This window comes from Agrobacterium salinitolerans, assembly GCF_002008225.1.
GTDB lineage: Bacteria > Pseudomonadota > Alphaproteobacteria > Rhizobiales > Rhizobiaceae > Agrobacterium > Agrobacterium salinitolerans.
In genome coordinates, this window is the sequence record NZ_MRDH01000021.1 from 99,129 (window position 1) to 117,440 (window position 18,312).

Here is an 18,312-nt window from a genome sequence, read left to right on the forward strand (position 1 = left end):
ACCAGCTTCGTGGGGATTGTAGCTGGCAAAAAAATTTAAACGGACAGCCGTGGGACAAGTCCGGGGTGACGTCGAAGCCAAGAAACGCTCAAACCTCATAAATGAAATAAAGGCCCGCAATTTGCGGGCCTCTTGTTTTCACATCAGCGGCTGCTTTAGGTAGCCTTGCAGGCCTGCACCGCGCCCGGAAGCTTGCTCCAATCGGCATACCAGCTGTTGAAAAGCTTGAACTGCGCCTCGACATAACCGCGCTGACTGTCGGTCAGGGCGTCGGTTTCGTTGAAGTGCAGCGTGTATTCCTTGTCGCCCTTCAAAACCATCATGTGCTTGAAATAGAGAACCAGATCCGGGCCTTCATCGAAGGACGAGAGAACGGCCAGCGCCTGTTCCAGTTCCAGCGCGCGGGCGCGGGCATCGGCATCGCCCTTGGCGGCGGCCTGCGACAGCTTGCAGAGGTGAATGACTTCCTTCGGCAGGACATTGCCGATGCCGGTGATGGCGCCGGTGGCGCCGCAATTGACGAAACCGTGGAAGACTGCCGTATCAACGCCGATCATCAGGGTCACGTCGTCATCGCGGCTGGTGATGTTCTCGGCCGCATAACGCATATCCGCCGGGCCGCCGAATTCCTTGAAGCCGACGAGGTTCTTGTGTTCGGCGCGCAGCGCGAAGAAGAGGTCGGCGCGGGTGGCGAAACCGTAATAGGGGCTGTTGTAGATGACGGCCGGGATTTCCGGTGCAGCCGAAAGAATGGCCTTGAAATGAGCCTTCTGAGCAGCGATGACCGAACCGCGCGACAGAACACGCGGAATGACCATCAGACCCTTGGCGCCAACCTTCTGGGCGTGGGCGGCATGGGCAACGGCGGATGCCGTGTTGACCGCGCCGGTACCGACGATAACAGGAATACCGGCCTTCACCAGACGCTCCACGCCTTCCATGCGCTGCTCATCCGTCAGGAGCGGCCAGTCGCCCATGGAGCCGCAATAAACGACCGCCGACATGCCATCGGCGATCAGTTCCTTGCCCTTGCGGACAAGCGCATCGAAATCAGGGCTGCGGTCATCCTTGCAAGGGGTCATCAAGGCGGGAATCACGCCGGAAAAAATGCTGGCCGTCATTAATAGCTCCTAAGGGACAGTTTTTCGGGAATGGACGCACCTCCGCGCCACCCTTTCGACAAGGACATTACTATCTTGTATTTTATTTGTCGACAAGAAATCGACAAGCTACAGATTTATTTCCAGCCGTTCGTTTCGCACCAGAAGTTTCTGCACCTGCCGCACGATTTGTTCGGCGTGCTCCCGCGCCAGCCGTTCGGAAAGAGCGATATCGCGAGCGGCAATCGCCGCAATCATCTCTTCATGATCATCGACGAAGCGCTTGGGCAAACGATCATCATAGGACTGGTAATAAAGCCTGAGAATGCGCCGTCCCTCATCCAGGAGCCGCTTGAACAGGCTGGTGAAATAAGGATTGCGCCCGGCTTCGGCGATGGAAAGGTGGAGGGCGGCATTGGTGGAAATCATCGCCAACGCATCCTGCTTCTCGACTGCAATGGCAAATTCCACATTATGGGCGCGGATGCCGGCCAGATCCTCCGGACGGTGATATTGCGCGGCAAGCTGCGTCGTTACCCGATACATCAGCACCAGCGCGTCGAAATAAGTGTGCATGTTGAGGAAGTCGATATTCGACACCATGGTCGATCGGTTCGGCAGCGTATCGATCAGCCCCTCGCCCGAAAGCCGCACCAGCGCCTCGCGGATCGGCGTGCGCGACATCTTGAACCGTTCGGCAAGCTGCACCTCATCAATGGGGCTGCCCGGCGGCAGAACCAGATCGAGAATCTCGTCGCGCAGCAGGTCATAGACCATCTTCACGCCAGAGCCGCGCTTACGCTCGGCAGAAGCAATAATATCAGACATTATCAAATCCCTCTTGTCGACATAAAGAGTACTATTATATTTTTCCCCGATCAACGCCGCGCAGCACCGCCGCTTTTTTTGAATGACGGAATAATCGTTCGAAAACAACAAAAAGCCGTCGCGAAAATTCCACACGACGGCTTTTGATCGTTCAGTTTGTGGCGCGGGTGCTTAAACGAACGACGATTGATCTTGGGAAGCGAGGAGCACGCCGCGTGCCTCTTCCCCCGCCAGGGAGAAGAAACGCCCAGCAGTGTCCCGTCTCAAGCCAGCATCATCAGTTGCGCAGGCCAGTGGCGACGACGGAAATCTTGAAAGCGCCGTCCAGCGTCGGGTCGAAGGAAGCGCCCATCACCACATCGGTTTCTTCGCTGACCGCCTCACGCACCAGCGTCATTGCCTCATCGATCTCGTAAAGCGTCAGATCGTTGCCGCCGGAGATGGAAACCAGCGCACCCCGCGCTTCCTTCAGAGACGGTTCACCGAGAAGCGGGTTGGCGATGGCTGCCGCCGCTGCTTCCGAGGCGCGTTTTTCACCCTTGGCCTGTGCCGTGCCCATCAAAGCCCGGCCGCCATTTTTCATGACGTAGCGCACATCGGCAAAATCGAGATTGACCAGACCTTCGCGCAGGATGAGATCGGTAATGCAGCGCACGCCAAGCGACAGGACCTTGTCGGCCGTCTTCAGCGCATTTTCGAAGGTCGTGCCGGCATCGGCAATGCGCAGCAGGTTCTGGTTTGGAATGACGATAACGGTATCGGCCGTGTTGAGTAGGTTGGCGAAGCCATATTCGGCAGCCCTCATGCGGCGTGCGCCCTCGAAGCTGAAGGGAAGCGTGACGACACCGACGGTCAGGATGTTCTTTGCCCGGCAGGCTTCGGCAATAACGGGGGCAGCACCCGTGCCGGTGCCGCCGCCCATGCCGGCGGTGATGAAGCACATGTCGTAGCCGCTCAGGTGATCCATGATCTCGTCAAGGGAATCGATCGCCGCCTGTCGGCCCACCTCGGGATCGGCGCCCGCTCCAAGCCCGCCGGTCAGTTCGGAGCTGAGTTGCACCAACCGCGGCGCATTGGTTTTCTTCAGCGCCTGCGCATCCGTATTGGCAGCGATGAAATCGACGCCGCCAATGCCCTCGGCAATCATGTTATTGATCGCGTTACCGCCACCGCCACCGACGCCGACGACGGCGATGTTGGGTGTGTTGCGGGCAATGGTGGCGCGCGGAGACTGGGTCATCGTCTTATTCTCTTTCTAAACTCATCGGGTCCGGCACCGTTTCTGAACGGGGCACGCGAATGATCGGCGGCGTCTCGGCGTTCCACTCCAGGCAAAGGAATGACGCCGTAACATCTTGAATTCCATGCGGGCCTTAAGGACAAATTGCGGCCAAAAGACTTGCGCTCCAGCGGCGAAAGATACGCTACGGCCGCGTTCCTCCACCCCTTCCCCAGATGAAAACCAAACCGAATCAAATGCTTCGCCATTGCTTCGTGATAGCCGAAAAGGCACGCCGTTTACACTCTATTCACTATGTTTATCTCACTTTGGAACGAGTTGTCGCTCAGGGTGTTTGCTAGCCAACAGCGCCCGGCGGCGCGCAAAACGGAGGCAGGCAAATGTTGGCAGACGTCTTACAACGAGAAACGGGTTACAGCACGCAGCAGCCGCGCGTGCTGATCGTTGAAGACGAATTCCTGATTGCCATGGATATAGAAGATTCCATCATGCAGGCCGAAGATGAAGCCGACGTCATCGGGATTGCCAACCGTCTGGATGACGCGATCGCGCTCGGCAGGAGCGCTGACGTCGCCTTTGTCGACGTCAACCTTGCGGACGGGCAGACCGGACCGGAAATCGGACGCAGACTGTCGGAAAACGGCGTCGTCGTCATTTTCATGACGGCCAATCCAGAAGTCGTTGTCAACCTTGGTGTCGGCGCTGGCGTTATTTCCAAGCCTGTACCGCAAGATGCGGTGGAGCAGTGCCTCTCCTATGCCATAGCCAAACGGGCCGGCACACATGCCGTCACCCCCATCGGGATGCTGCCATTCGATTGAGATTGACGCTGGAAACTCCCGGTAAAACAAAAAAGCCTGCCGCGGGAGGAGGTGCGGCAGGCTTTCTGAAAAGATGAACAGCGATATGGGAGGAGGAAAACCGCTGTCCCCGGGGCAATCCATTGGGAGGAGGAGTAGGATTACCCGCATTACCAAAAGGATGTGGGAGGAGGTACATCGCTTTCGATGATTGGAAGATAGCATTTTTCTGCGCATTTGATAGGCATAAGCTTGCAGCGCAGATATGCATTGAACGCATGGCGACTATCATCGCCCTTCGCATCCGATTTCATCGCCGCCTGAGTATCTGGCGGACATTCACCGCGAAGCTTTCGATATCCCCGAAACAAAAAACGCCCGCTGAGCGGGCGTTCGTATATTCAAATGAGGCGATATGGCCTTGATTATTTGCCAACGGCGGCGCGGGCCACACTGGTGATCTGGCTGCGATCGATACCGAGATCGTGCAGTTCACGGGTGCTCATACGGCCGAGTTCGTTGATGGTCTGACGATATTTGCGCCAGTTATTGAAGCTGCGTGCTACGTTCATGACATTACCCTTTCTGAGGTTAAGGTGACGTCAGTAACATTTTCGTCCCGGCGTCTTCTGATGCGCTCTATATGCGCTTTCCGATGACGAATTAACAGGCAGAATAAGGCAATCCACCCATGCGCTGCATGCACGGGTTCCGACCTGTGGCGTGCGAAAATGAGAAAGGCGGCTGAAGTTTTGGCCGCCTGCAGACCCGGACCCCGTCGAGCAGCCTAGAATTTATAGCGGACGCCGAAGACATTGGCGTTCGTCGCACCCTTCATATTGCCCAGCGTCTTGCCGCCGCCGGAGCGGTGGTGCAGCCGCCAGAAGAATTCCGTCGGGGAATCCTCGCTGAAGGACACGTTGATTTCCGGCCCCAGATAAAACAGGACATTGGCGTTGCCGTCGTCCTTGATTTCCTGTTCACGCTCGCGGCCCCGCTGCGCATCCGTGACAAGGCTGAGCCCGGCGGTAAAGCTTGGCGTGATGAACAGACGCTCTCCGAGCCTGATCTGCTCGTAACGCGCGACGGGACCCGCCCAGACTTCACCCGTAAAGCCTTTGCCGAACCTGGCGGCAACGCCGATTTCGCCGCCGAGTTTCACATTGCCGATATGGTAAGGGTAGAACTGATAGCCGCCGCCCAGAATGGCGTTGCGCTCATATTCCACCGGAATGAGGGCTGCACTTTTCAGCATGTCTTCTTTCGTCAGGACGCCACCAAAGCCGAATATCGCTTCGCTCGTCTGCAACGTCATATCTTCCGACGCGAGGGATGGCGTTGCCACCAGTGCGATCATGGCTGCCAGTGGCAGACGTGCTGCAATATTCATTTTGCTACTCCTGAACAAAGCCCGCTTACCCAGTCGTCCTCATAGGCATATTCACGGAAGGCGAACATACCGTTACCGAACACAATAAATTCAACGCGCGCGGAAACGGGTGAAACAGGCGCATGATCGCGCTGGGGTCAGCGCAGGAACCGCCTGAAACGGCGAAGCGCGAAAACAAAAAGCGCAAAGCCGATGGTGAGCAACGCCAGCAGTTGCGGCCAGACCACATCCAGCCCCGCCCCCCTGAAGAGCACCGATTGCGCCAGAATGACGAAATGGGTGTTGGGTGCGAGAAGCATGATGTACTGGATGATATCAGGCATGCTTTCACGTGGCGTCATGGCGCCGGAGAGCACCTGCAAAGGCAGCAGGAACAGGATCAGCAACATGCCGAATTGCGGCATGGAACCTGCGACGGTCGCAAGGAAGATGCCCATCGACGTCATGGCGAAGAGTTGCAATGCCGTTCCAAGCAGGAAAAGTGAAAGCGAGCCTTCGATCGGAATGGCGAGCAGCCCCCTGACGACCACGAACAGGGAAAATGCCGAGGCCACCAGCACGACAAGGCCCATAGACCAGACCTTGCTGAGCATGATTTCCAGCGGCGTGACCGGCATGACCAGCAGATGCTCGACCGTGCCATGCTCACGCTCGCGAATGAGCGCCGCCCCCGTCAGCACGATCGACAGCATGGTGATGGCGGTAATGATGTTGTTGATCGACCCGAACCACGACTTGTCCAGCTCCGGGTTGAAACGGGATCGCAATGTCAGGTCCACAGGCGCCGAGGTTGCTCCGCGAGAGCGGTTGACATATTCCTGAACTTCGCTGGTTACGATGTTCTGCACATAACCGCCGCCGCTGAAGGCCTGGCTCATGCGGGTGGCGTCGATATTGAGCTGGATGGCCGGCTGCTGCCCGGCCATCAGCCGGCGCTGGAAATCCGGCGGGATGTTGAGCGCGAAAGTATCGAGACCCGCATCCATGCGCTTGTCCATTTCCGCAATGGAAATCTGCTTCGGCGGTGCGAAATAGGGTGGATAAAACGCCGTACTGATGCGGCCGGAAAGCGGCGACTGATCCTCGTCGACAATGGCGATGGCGGCATTGTTCAGCGTTTCCGGCAGCGCGCTGGAGCCGGTGTAGATTTGCAGCGTGAAGGCGTAGACAATGAGCAGCAGCAGCATGCCGTCGCGCGCAAGGCCGCGCAGTTCCTTGATGCCGAGCTGGAAGATGTTGGACGAAAACAGCTTCATGACGCCTGTTTCCTCAAAAGTGCGGCGCCGGCAATGAGAAGCAGCGGAATGGCGATGAGAAGCGGCAGGAAAGAGCCGGAGAGCCCGGCGAAATCCAGCCCCTTCGAAAAGGTGCCGCGCGAAATGGTCATGAAATAGGTAGCGGGATAGATGTTGCCGATAAAGGCGCCCGCCCCCTGTAGCGATGAAACGGGATCGATCATGCCCGAATATTGCGTTGCAGGAATAAGCGTCAGCAGGGCCGTGCCGAAGATTGCCGCAATCTGGCTTTTCATGAAGGACGACATGAGTAGGCCGATGGAGGTGGCAATGATGACATAGAGCAGCGCTCCCGTCGCATAGGCGAGATAACTTCCGGTGAAAGGGACCTGGAAGATGAAGATGGCGAAAGCCGTCAGAAGCAGGAAATTAAGCATGCCAAGAGCCACATACGGAAGCTGCTTGCCGATCAGGAATTCCAGCCGCGTGGTCGGCGTCACGTAAAGATTGACGATGGAGCCGAGCTCCTTTTCCCTGACGACGCTGAGTGCCGAAAGCATGGCGGGAATGAGCATCAGCAGCAGCGGAATGACCGCCGGCACCATGGCGACGAGGCTTTTGACGTCAGGATTGTAACGATAGCGCGTTTCGATGCTGAAACTGCTCTGCGTCGCCGCGCTGCCGTAAATCTCGACGGCCTTGCGCGCCAGCCATGTCTGGTGCATGCCCTGCACGTATCCGCGAACGGTTTCCGCCCGCTGCGGCATGGCGCCATCGATCCACGCGCCCACCTCCACGGTTTTGCCGCGCAAGACATCCCGGCCGAAACCGGAGGGAATTTCGATGGCGAGGCTGAGTTCCCCGTCACGCATCCGCCGATCCATATCGGCATAATCGCGGATCGGTTCCTTTTCGATGAAGTAACGGGAGCCGGCAATATCGAGCACGTAGTCACGGCTGATGGTGGAATCGTCGCGGTCCAGCACCGCGAAGGTCAGGTCCTCGACATCGAGATTGATGCCGTATCCGATGACAAACATCAGGATGACGCTGCCGAGCACCGCCAGCGTTCCGCGAATGGGGTCCCGCTGCAGCTCCAGCGCCTCGCGGCGGGTATAGCTGAACATGCGCCGGAAATCGAAAAACCTCTTGCGCGTGGGTGCGGCATGTTGCGTCACTGGCACCTCAGCTGCCGGTGTGGGCTGTGTCGCGGGCTTTCCCTTCTTCACACCCGAGGCATCCTCGAGATAAGCGACGAAAGCCTCTTCGAGCGTTGCGGCATTGCGGCTCCTGGTAATCGCGTCAGGCGTATCGCTGATCAGCACCTTACCGGCATGCATCAGCGAAATGCGGTCGCAACGCTCCGCCTCGTTCATGAAATGGGTGGAGATGAAGATGGTGACATTGTCGTTGCGCGAGAGATCGGCAAGGATTTGCCAGAACCCGTCGCGCGCCACCGGGTCGACGCCGGAGGTCGGCTCGTCGAGGATGAGAATATCAGGCGAATGGATCATCGCCACCGCAAGCGACAGCCTCTGCCGGATGCCGAGCGGCAGGTCGTCCGGCAGTGTTTCCATGACAGCGCCGAGATCGAAACGCTCGGCCATTTCGGCGATACGCGGCTGAATGGTGTCTTCCGGCAGCTTGAACAGGCGGGCGTGAAGATCGAGGTTCTGCCGCACGGTCAGTTCTGAATAAAGCGAGAAGGCCTGGCTCATGTAACCGACGCGGTGGCGGATTGCCATGTCGCTGGCATCCACCTTGTGCCCGAAGAGCTTGGCTTCGCCTTCGCTAGCCGCCAGAAGCCCGGTCAGCATCTTCATGGTCGTGGATTTTCCGCAGCCATTGGAGCCGAGAAAGCCGAAAATCTCGCCGCGCGGAATCTTGAAGCTGACATTGTCGACGGCGGTAAAATCGCCGAAGCGCATGCTGAGATGCGACGCCTCGATGGCATAATCGGCCTCACCCGCCACCTTGCGCGGCGCGATATGCACCTCGTGGTAACCCTTGCGCTTTTCTTCGGGAAGAAGCGCGATGAAGGCGGCGTCGAGATTGGGTGCGGAGGTGCGCTCGAGAAGTTCGGCGGGTGAGCCGGTGGCGAGTATTTTGCCGCCGTCCATGGCGACCAGCCAGTCGAAACCTGCGGCCTCTTCCATATAGGCCGTGGCAACGATGACGCTCATACCCGGACGCCCGGCCCGGATGGAGCTGATCAGCTCCCAGAATTGCCGGCGTGACAGCGGGTCGACGCCGGTGGTCGGCTCATCGAGAATGAGCAGGTCAGGATCGTGGATCAGCGCGCAGCAGAGCCCGAGCTTCTGCTTCATGCCGCCGGAAAGCTTCATCGCGGGGCGGTCGGCGAAGGGCTCGAGGCCAGTGCTCTTCAGTAGCTCGGCAATGCGCGCCTGCCGCTCCCTACTGCCCTGCCCGAACAGCCTGCCGAAAAAGTCGATATTCTCGAAGACGGACAGGGTGGGATAAAGGTTCTTGCCAAGACCCTGCGGCATGTAGGCAATACTCGGGCAGGTATCCTCGCGGTGACGCGGATCGGACATATCACCACCCAGAACCTCCACCTTGCCCTTCTGGATGGCGCGCGCGCCAGAGACGAGCGACAACATGCTCGATTTGCCGACACCGTCCGGCCCGATAAGCCCTATCATCCGCCCGGCGGGGATCTCGACCGATATATCGGCCAGCGCGATGGTGCTTCCGAAGGTCAGCCGCACATCGGTCAGCCGCGCGACCGGTGCATTTCTGTCATTCGTTGCGGAGGGCGTGACCATCGCGCGCCCCTCACTTGACAAGATTGCGTTCGAGGTTTTCCGGCCAGGCGGCCTGTGGATCAAGCCGGACATAGGCCATGCCGGGCAGCCCGGTTTTGACATATTGGATATATTTCTGCAGCAGTTCCTGCGGGATTTGCGCCCGCACCCGGAAGGTGAGCTTCTGGCGTTCCTCTTCGGTTTCAACCGTCTTCGGTGTGAACTGCGCGACATCGGCAACGAAGGAAACTTTCGCCGGAATGGTATATTGCGGGGCCGCGTCCAGTATCAGGCGCACATCCGAGCCCATGGACGTGCGACCGGCCTCGGCTGTCGGCAGGAAGAACGTCATATAGACATCGCCGAGATCGACGAGGTTCAGAACCCGTCCACCGGCGGACAGCACCTCACCGGGCTGGGCGATCCGATATTGCACGCGGCCGTCGCGGGGTGATTTCAGCGTCGCATCGGCGATATCAGTCTCGATGCTTTCAATATCGGCCTGCGCGGCGTCCACCGCCGCCTCGGCATCGACGATCTGCGCCTTGGCCGCGTTGATTGCGGCATCGGAGGCGGCAAGCGAGGCCTGGGCGGAGGCAAGCGTGGCGCGGGCGGACTGCTCGGCGGCTTCACTGTCATCGACGATCTGCTGCGAAACGGCGTTGCCGGTCAGCAGCTGTTTCGAGCGTGCATAGGTCTTGGAGGCAGAATCGAGCTGAGCCTTGCGCTGTTCGACCACCGCCAGCGCCGAGGTTTTTTCGGCTTCCCGCTGGGCGACAAGGCTGTGGGCCGTATCGATTGCTATTTTCGCACGGCGAAACTGTGCTTCGGCCTGACGCTTCCGCGCCTCCAGCTGGGCGGTGTCCATCTGCGCCAGCACCTGCCCCGCCTTCACGAAATCGCCTTCACGCACCATGATGTCCTGAAGGCGGCCTGCGGTCTTGGTGGAAATGTCGATTTCGACTGCTTCGATCCGGCCGTTGCTGGCCACAAATCCGGCAGGAAGCCCCTCACCCTTCAGCTTTGACCAGGAGAAATAGGCAATACCAGCAATAACCAGAACCACCAGACCAACGAGCAAGCCTTTTTTAGACATCCGTCTTCCCCATGAACCCTTCGAATTTCAACCCTAATACGATGAAACCGAAGAAGCCAGCCACCTTTGCGTTTAGTATTCGCACCCGACATTTCTCCTGTTTGAGGAGAACGGGCCGGGTTAAGGGCTGTTTACGTGAGGGTGTGTTTTGCGGCTTTGACACAAGTCAAGTGCAAGGGAGGTTTCGCTAGGTGGTTGGATCCTCGAGACAACTCGTCCCGAGGATGACATCGAATATCGAAAGAGGCGTATCGGTGAACTCAACCACAGACGGAAACTCGCCACCTCTCATTGGCCGCAGCAACCGCGCCTTACACCGCGCGCGCCCGCTTCACCTCCACCTGCGTCCATTCCGGCAGCCAGTCGCGATGGGCGAGCAGCAGATCGTCCACCAGCGACCAGATCTGGTCGAGATCCAGTTCCGCCGCCGTGTGCGGGTCCATCATCGCCGCATGGAAGATGTGCTCGCGGTTTTCGCTCATCAGCGCCCGCACCGTCAGTTCCTGCACATTGATGTTGGTGCGCATCAGCGCGGCGAGCTGCGGCGGCAATTCGCCGATGAAGGTGGGCTGCACGCCGTTATGGTCGACAAGGCAGGGCACTTCCGCCGCGCAATCCGATGGCAGCGAGGTGATGCAGCCATTATTGCGCTGATTGCCATAGATGACGGAGGGCTCGCCGGTCCAGACCGAGTTGATGATGGAGGAGGCATATTCCTTCGATGGCTTGACCTCGATCGTGTCGGCCGAACGATAGGCAGCCGCCTGGTCCTTCCAGCGCTCGATCTGCTCGATGCAGCGCTTGGGATATTCATCGAGCGGGATGCCGAATTTTTCGATCAAATCCTCGCGCCCTTCCTTGATGAAATAGGGCGTATATTCGGCGAAATGTTCGGAACTTTCTGTGACGAAATAACCAAGCCGCGTCAGCATCTCGTAACGCACCTTGTTGGGGCAACGCGGGTTCCAACCAGGCTTCGGCGCCCGGCCTTCGCGGTAGCCTCGCACGAGGTCCGGATAGAGGTTCTTGTAGCTGCCATCGGGCTGGCGGTGTTCGAATTCGAGGAAAAACGCCATGTGGTTGATGCCGGCCGAACGGTAGCGAATTTCCTCGTAAGGAATATCGAGATCGTGGGCGAGTTCCATGGCCGTGCCTTGCACGGAATGACAAAGGCCGACCTGCCGGATCGTCGGATATTTCTCCGCAATCGCCCAGGTGTTGATCGCCATGGGGTTCACATATTGCAGCATGATGGCGTTGGGGCAGACCGCCAGCATGTCCTCGCAGATTTTCCACAGATGCGGCACGGTGCGCAGGCCGCGCATGATGCCGCCGACGCCGAGCGTATCGGCGATGGTCTGGCGCAGGCCGTATTTGCGTGGCACCTCGAAATCGGTGACCGTGCAGGGTTCGTACCCGCCGATCTGGAAGGCGACGACAACGAAATCAGCACCGGCAAGCGCCTTTTTCTGGTCAGTGTAGGTCTCGGCTTTCGCCTTTGCCCCCAGCGTCGAAATCAGCTTGTTGACGACGACGGCGCTTTCTTCCAGCCTTTCACGATTGATATCCATCAGCGCGATGGTGGCGCCCGAAAGGGCCGGACGCTGGAGCACGTCGCCGATGATGTTCTTCATGAACACCGTGGAGCCTGCACCGATGAATGTGATCTTGGGATCTCTTGCCATGTCTACCTCCGGCATTGTGAATTCAAGCGATTTCAAAGGCGGCCCGTACAAGCCGCTGAGTATATTCGGTTTTAGGGTTGCTCAGCACATCCTCGACAGGGCCTTGCTCAACGATCTGCCCGCGCTGCATGACGATGACGCGGTGGCAGAGCGCGCGGACCACTTTCAGGTCGTGCGAAATGAACAGGTAGCTTAAGCCCCGCTCATCCTGCAGCTTGCGCAGAAGGTCGATAATCTGTGCCTGAACGGAAAGATCGAGCGCCGAGGTCGGCTCATCGAGCAGGATGAATTCCGGCTCCAGCGCCACCGCACGGGCAATGGCGATGCGCTGGCGCTGGCCGCCGGAGAACTCATGCGGGAAACGGGAGAGGATGTTGCCGGGCATGCCGGCCGCCTCAAGGGCGTCGCGCACCCGGTCCAGCCTTTCGGCTTTCGTCCGGCCAAGGCCATTGACGACAAGACCTTCCTCGATGATCTGACCGATTGTCATGCGCGGATTGAGCGAGGCGAATGGGTCCTGAAAGACGATCTGCATGCGCGAACGCAAAGGCCGCATTTCGGCGCGGGAGCGGCCATCGACCCTTTCGCCGTCAAAGACCACTTCGCCGCCCGCCGGCTCGTTCAGCCGAAGCAGGGATTGTCCGAAGGTCGTCTTGCCGGAACCGGATTCACCGACGAGGCCCAATGTCTCGTGCCGCCTGAGGGTGAGCCCCAGACCATCGACGGCGATCAGTTCCTTCAGTTCCGGTTTGAACAGCCCGCCGTAACGCATCATGAAAGAGACGCGCACGCCGCTTGCCGTCAGCAGCACGCCGGACTTTTCCGGCAGCGGCTTTGCCGTGCCATGCGGTTCGGAGGCAAGCAGCTTTTTCGTATAGGGGTGTTGCGGCGCTTCGAAGAGCTTTTCCGTTGTGTTGTGCTCGCGCATCTCACCATGCTGCATGACATAGACGTAATCGGAAAACTGCTTCACGATCGTCAGGTCATGGGTGATGAGAACCACGGCCATGCCGCGCTTCTTCTGCAGATCGCGTATGAGGTTGAGGATTTGCGCCTGCACCGTCACATCGAGCGCAGTGGTTGGCTCATCTGCAATCAGCACATCCGGATCGTTGGAAAGCGCCATGGCGATCATCACACGCTGCCGCTGGCCGCCGGAAAGCTGGTGCGGATATTGTTTCAGCCGCGCTTCCGGCTCCGGTATCTGCACCTGCCGCAGCAGATCGAGCGCCCTCGCCTCGGCTTCCTTGCGACTGAGCTTCGAATGGACGCGGATCGCCTCGACGATCTGACTGCCGATCGTATAGATCGGGTTCAATGAACTCATCGGCTCCTGAAAGATCATCGAGATGCGGTTTCCGCGCAGCGCCCGGCGTTTGCTGCTGGAGAATTTCAATATGTCGTCACCGTTGAACCGCACGGTCGCGGATTTCGAAACCGAAGCCCGCTTCGTCAGAAGCCCCATGATCGTGCGGGCCGTGACGGATTTTCCCGAACCGGACTCGCCGACGATGGCAATCGTCTCGCCCCGGTAAAGCTGAAAGGAGATGTCCTTCACCGCCTCCACCGTGCCGTGCTCCACCTTGAAGGTCACGGCAATGTTGCGGGCGTCGATGATGGCGTCGTCGTGACGGTCAACGGCATCGAAGCGGATGGCGGGGGCGTAGGCCTTGTTCTGGGCAGCTTCCATTTCACGCACCTCTCAATAGGGATCGACGGCATCGCGCAGGCCGTCGCCGAGCGCGTTGAAAGCAAAGACGGTGACCAGCACGAAGCCGACCGGGGCAAGGATCCACGGATAGGAGCCGATGACGGAATAGGTCGCCGTATCCTGCAGCATCAGGCCCCAGGAGATCAGCGGTGGTTTGACCGCAAAGCCAAGGAACCCCAGGAAGGATTCGAGCAGAACGACGCTTGGAATATGCAAGGTCACGGCAACGATCACATGGCTCATCACATTCGGCAGGATGTGCTGGAAGATGATGCGCCGGTCGGTCGCGCCAACGGCAATCGCCGCGCGCACATAATCGATACGCGCGAGCGCCAGCGTCTTGCCGCGCACCTCGCGCGACATCTGCGCCCAGCCAAGCGCCGACATAACGCCGACCACAAAGACAAGGAACACGGTCGTCGGTGCGGTGACCGGAATGAGCGAGGTTAGCGCGAAATAAAGCGGCAATTGGGGAAAGGCCAGCATCACTTCCACAAAACGCTGCACCCAGGCATCCAGCGGCCCGCCGAAATATCCTGATATCAGACCGACACTGGTGCCGATGACGGTGACGATGGCGACGACGCTTAAGGCGATGGCAAGCGAGATGCGCGAGCCGTAAATGGCGCGCGACAGCACGTCGCGCCCGAACTTGTCGGTGCCGAGAAAATGGACAGGCTGGCCATCGGTCGAGCCGAAGAAATGCCGGCTCATCGGGATAAAACCCAACAGCCTGTATTCCGCACCTTTGACGAAGAAGCCAAGATAGATGGGATTGTCGTAATCCGGCCCGACGATGGGCTGGAAGGTGACGGGATCGAGTTCTTCCGTCTCGGCGATGGCATAGACGCGCGGTGCAAGGCTTAAATTCCCGTCTTTGTCGAAGAAACTGACCACCTGCGGCGGCGAGAAGCTAGCATTGGTTTCAAGCGGGTTCATCGGCGCGAAGAAATCCGCAAAGACGGCAATCAGGATCAACAGCGCTACCAGCACCAGCCCGACTATGCCGGTAAACGAGCGCCGGAGACGCCGCCAGACCAGTGCGAGATAGGTCTCGTTGCCATGGGTGGAGCGGTCGGGTTTTGCCGCGGTAGCAGTTTCGGTTTTCACGTCGTCAAACGCCATCATCTCAGGCCCTCCCGAATTCGCGGACGCGCGGGTCGAGCATGGCGAGCAGCATGTCGGCGATGATGTTGCCGACGATCAGCGTTGCAGCCAGCACCATCATGAAGGTGGCGGTGACATAAACATCGCCCACCGCCATGGAGCCGACAATGGCCGGGCCGACGGTCGGCAGCGCGAAGATGATCGCGGTCTCGATTTCACCGCTCAACATATAGGGCAGCACCACGCCCTGATACATGACGAGCGGGTGCACGGCATTCGGCACCGCATGGCGCATGATGACGGCGCCTTCTGAAAGCCCCTTGGCGCGGGCTGTCTCGACATATTGCGCATTCAGCGTATCGAGCAGATTGCCGCGCATGACCCGCATATTGTAGGCAAGGCCACCGAAGACGGCGATGGCGACCACCGGCCAGACATGGCTGACGAGATCGACGAATTTTGCCCACGACCAGGGCGCCCCGCCATATTGCGGCGAAAAGAAACTGCCGATCTCCGACACGTCGAAATGAAACACCATGAGATAAACAAGGATCAGCGCCATCAGGAAACGCGGGATCGTCATGCCGAGGAAGGCGATGGTGGAGAGAAGGTTGTCGACCCAGGAATATTGCCGTGTGGCCGCCCAGATGCCGAAAGCGATGCCGAGAATGGACGCAAAGATGTGGCAGACCAGCGCCAGCGCAATGGTGCGCGGCAGGCGTTCGCCAACCACATCGGCAACCGGCTTGTTGTAATAGAAGCTGTAGCCGAAATCGCCGCGGGTGACGATGCCCCCGATCCAGTTGAAATATTGAATGACGAGCGGCTTATCGAGGCCATGTTCTATACGGTAAGCCTGCGCCTGCGCTTCCGCCTGCTCGAAGGATGCCCCACCCTGGTTCATCAGCTGCGAGCGGATGTAGTCGGCATAATCGCCGGGCGGCGCCTGGATGATGGCGAAGGTCACCACGCTCAGGATCAGCAGCACCGGAATGGCGGATGCAACGCGTATCGTTAGAAATCTCAGCATCGAACGGTCTTCCTCGGTTTGGATGGGCCGTGTGTTGCCGGCCGCGCTTTACGCGCGACCGGTACCGGGTGTGCTCCGGGAGGAGTTCTTCAGGGTCTTGGCATTTTCAGACGAAAAAGCAGTGTCCGCTCTTCCTGGAAATGCTTTAGTTGATCGGCCCGCCCTCTCCCGGCTTGCCGGGAAGCTGCTGCGGGAAAAGTTCGTATTTGCCCTGCTTGTCGGCTGCGACCCAAAGGCGTTCGCGGATGATGGAATCTTCGGCCCAGTTGAACATGAAGATCGGCGTGCCCTGCGGCACATTCGAGAACCGCTTGTTGACGATCAGTGCGCCGGGATATTCGGTGAGGCCAATCGTATAGAGGTTCTGCGTATAGACCTTCTGATATTGCTTCATCAGTTCCGCCCGCTCGGCATTGTCTTGCGACGAGATGAATTTGCGAACGATGTCGGCCATCTCCTTCTCGAACGGCATCAGATCGAGTTCCTTGCCTTCGGGCGAGCGATGGTTCCAGCTGGTGCGCGGGCCGACAGGGGCAAGCTGCTCGGTATTTTGCACCACGGATGAAAGCTCGGTGGAGTTGCGCCGCACCAGCCAGTCGAACTGTCCGCCATAATGGGCGGCGTCGCGCTGGTTGGAATCGAGACTGTTGATAACGACGCGCAGGCCGAGTTTCGCCATCTGGCCAACAAGACCTTCCGCGAGGCTCTTGTCCGTCGCGTAACCGTTATTGACGAGAAGGGTAATTTCGACATTGCGACCGCCCAGCGTTTCCTTCGGGAAATTCAGGAAACCATCGCCATCCGTGTCCTTCAGGCCGATCGAGGCGAGTGCGGCCTTGGCTCCCTCAAGGTCGAAGGGGTAATAGACCGTGGAGGCGCGATCATAGAAACTGGTGCCAGACGAAATTCCGCCCGGATAAATCGCCGTGAACGGACCCTTCACCAGCGAGTCGCCGACGGCCTTGCGGTCGATGGCCGATGTAACGGCCTGCCGGAACACCTCGTTGCGGTTCAGCTCGCGAATAGCCTGCCCGCGCTCGTCCGGATTGCCCCAGCCATTGGCGGAGAAGTTCATCTGCAGATTATAGCCGATGAGGCGCGGCCCGAAGGCAAGGCGGGCCGGCGCATTGGGCTCGGCGGCGCGTTTCAGTGAAGCGACGAAATTTTCCGGCTGTTCCAGGTTTGAGAAATCGCCAGATCCCGCCACGGCCTGCACATCACGGTCTGCCCAGGTGGAGAGCTTGTAGTGAACTTCGTTGAGATAGGGCAGCTGCTGGCCCTTCTCATCGACCTTCCAGTAATAGGGGTTGCGACGCAGAACGATGAGATCGTCCGGCCGGTATGACACCGGCACCCACGCGCCCATGACCGGCATGTTCATATATTCCGGCGGGAACGCGTTCTTGAACTGGTTATAGGTATTCTTGGAATATTTGGGATGCTGGGGCTTCAAGAGATGCGACGGCCCGGGGCAGAAGCTCGGATAGGCCATGGTGTAGAGATATTGTTTGGGAAACGCTGCCTTGAACGTCCATTCGACGGTGTAGTCATCGACCTTCTTCAGCGTCGTTCCCTCGCCGAAAGCCTCAGGCGATGCGCCGCCGCCAAGCGGTGAGACATTGGGATCGATGACGGCGTCTTCCCAGTAGAACATCACGTCATCGGCGTTGAAGGGCTCGCCGTCGGACCACTTGGCACCCTTGACGAGATGCATCGTCAGCTTGTGGCCGTCTTCGGACCATTCCCAGCTTTTCGCCAGATTGGGCAGCGGTTCGGTATCCTTGGCATCCACCTGGAAGAGCGGCGCGGTGCGCGTCAGGCATTCGGAAAGGGCGATATCGATGCCGCCCCAGCCCTGGCTCTGGCCGGCAATGTAGTTCCAGCCCTCGGGCCTGCCGCCCACCACATGGCGCATCGTGTCGCCGTAAACACCCATGCCGTCGGGCATATTGCCGGTCTTGTAGACCAGCGGCTCTTCCGGCAGGCGCTCTTTCAAGGGCGGCAGCTTGCCGGTCTTTTCGAATTTCTCTGTGATCCAGTCAGGTTCGCTGTAGTCCGGCAGCGCCTTGAATTCGAGGATCGAGTCGCGCGCCACATAATTGATCTTGCCTTCGGCCGGAAATTGCGGCGGCTCGGGCGGCGTGGTGGTCTCGAAGGCATTCGCATTGAGTGCGATCATCGAAACACCGAGACCCAGTGCCGAGATGATACCGATCCTGTGTTGAAGTAACATCGTTTTTCCTCCCAAATGGCAGCTCTTCGAGCGCCCACCCTCTGTGATCGTTAAGACCGGACGGCGAACTCCCTTTCGCCACCGGCCTGTTT

14 protein-coding genes are annotated in these 18,312 nt (G+C 59.0%); 1 reads left to right on the forward strand and 13 read right to left on the reverse strand.

Features of this window, described 5'->3' with window-relative positions; all coding sequences use genetic code 11:
* Positions 1-155: 155 nt before the first annotated feature.
* The 3 genes from BS627_RS14665 to ftsZ form a co-directional block, all read right to left on the reverse strand.
* Complete coding sequence (locus BS627_RS14665) at positions 156-1,121, reverse strand: dihydrodipicolinate synthase family protein (RefSeq protein WP_077983917.1); 966 nt, start codon at positions 1,119-1,121, stop codon at positions 156-158.
* 108 nt (positions 1,122-1,229) lie between these two features.
* A complete protein-coding gene (locus tag BS627_RS14670) occupies positions 1,230-1,928 on the reverse strand; it encodes a GntR family transcriptional regulator (RefSeq protein ID WP_077983918.1) in 699 nt (232 codons plus the stop codon).
* A 277-nt stretch (positions 1,929-2,205) separates the two neighbouring features.
* Positions 2,206-3,168, reverse strand: a complete 963-nt coding sequence (ftsZ, locus tag BS627_RS14675; RefSeq protein ID WP_003521714.1) for a cell division protein FtsZ — start codon at positions 3,166-3,168, stop codon at positions 2,206-2,208.
* Between the two features lie 380 nt (positions 3,169-3,548).
* Here ftsZ and BS627_RS14680 point away from each other — a divergent pair, with 380 nt between their 5' ends.
* Positions 3,549-3,989, forward strand: a complete 441-nt coding sequence (locus tag BS627_RS14680) for a response regulator (protein WP_077983919.1) — start codon at positions 3,549-3,551, stop codon at positions 3,987-3,989.
* Positions 3,990-4,393: 404 nt separating this feature from the next.
* On the opposite strand, the gene BS627_RS14685 is transcribed toward BS627_RS14680, so the two are convergent.
* The 10 genes from BS627_RS14685 to BS627_RS14730 form a co-directional block, all read right to left on the reverse strand.
* Positions 4,394-4,540: a DUF1127 domain-containing protein gene (locus BS627_RS14685; protein ID WP_077983920.1), complete on the reverse strand. Its 147-nt coding sequence runs from the start codon at positions 4,538-4,540 to the stop codon at positions 4,394-4,396.
* A gap of 215 nt (positions 4,541-4,755) precedes the next feature.
* The gene (locus BS627_RS14690) at positions 4,756-5,358 is read right to left on the reverse strand and encodes a hypothetical protein (protein WP_165691259.1); all 603 of its coding nucleotides are present in this window, start codon (positions 5,356-5,358) and stop codon (positions 4,756-4,758) included.
* 137 nt (positions 5,359-5,495) lie between these two features.
* Positions 5,496-6,614, reverse strand: coding sequence for an ABC transporter permease (locus BS627_RS14695; RefSeq protein ID WP_077983921.1), 1,119 nt, complete (start codon positions 6,612-6,614; stop codon positions 5,496-5,498).
* Positions 6,611-9,379, reverse strand: coding sequence for a ribosome-associated ATPase/putative transporter RbbA (gene rbbA, locus BS627_RS14700; protein ID WP_077983922.1), 2,769 nt, complete (start codon positions 9,377-9,379; stop codon positions 6,611-6,613). The genes BS627_RS14695 and rbbA overlap by 4 nt, the downstream gene beginning before the upstream one ends.
* A gap of 10 nt (positions 9,380-9,389) precedes the next feature.
* Positions 9,390-10,454, reverse strand: coding sequence for an HlyD family secretion protein (locus BS627_RS14705; RefSeq protein WP_077983923.1), 1,065 nt, complete (start codon positions 10,452-10,454; stop codon positions 9,390-9,392).
* A 311-nt stretch (positions 10,455-10,765) separates the two neighbouring features.
* Positions 10,766-12,139: an alpha-glucosidase/alpha-galactosidase gene (gene melA, locus BS627_RS14710; RefSeq protein WP_077983924.1), complete on the reverse strand. Its 1,374-nt coding sequence runs from the start codon at positions 12,137-12,139 to the stop codon at positions 10,766-10,768.
* A 22-nt stretch (positions 12,140-12,161) separates the two neighbouring features.
* Entirely contained in the window at positions 12,162-13,829 is a 1,668-nt protein-coding gene (locus BS627_RS14715; protein WP_077983925.1) for an ABC transporter ATP-binding protein, read from the reverse strand.
* Positions 13,830-13,841: 12 nt separating this feature from the next.
* Positions 13,842-14,978 carry an ABC transporter permease gene (locus BS627_RS14720; protein ID WP_077983926.1) on the reverse strand — a complete coding sequence of 379 codons (1,137 nt, stop codon included), beginning with the start codon at positions 14,976-14,978 and terminating at the stop codon, positions 13,842-13,844.
* Between the two features lies 1 nt (position 14,979).
* Positions 14,980-15,987 carry an ABC transporter permease gene (locus tag BS627_RS14725; RefSeq protein ID WP_077983927.1) on the reverse strand — a complete coding sequence of 336 codons (1,008 nt, stop codon included), beginning with the start codon at positions 15,985-15,987 and terminating at the stop codon, positions 14,980-14,982.
* Between the two features lie 145 nt (positions 15,988-16,132).
* Positions 16,133-18,220 carry an ABC transporter substrate-binding protein gene (locus BS627_RS14730; RefSeq protein WP_077983928.1) on the reverse strand — a complete coding sequence of 696 codons (2,088 nt, stop codon included), beginning with the start codon at positions 18,218-18,220 and terminating at the stop codon, positions 16,133-16,135.
* Between the last annotated feature and the right edge of the window lie 92 nt (positions 18,221-18,312).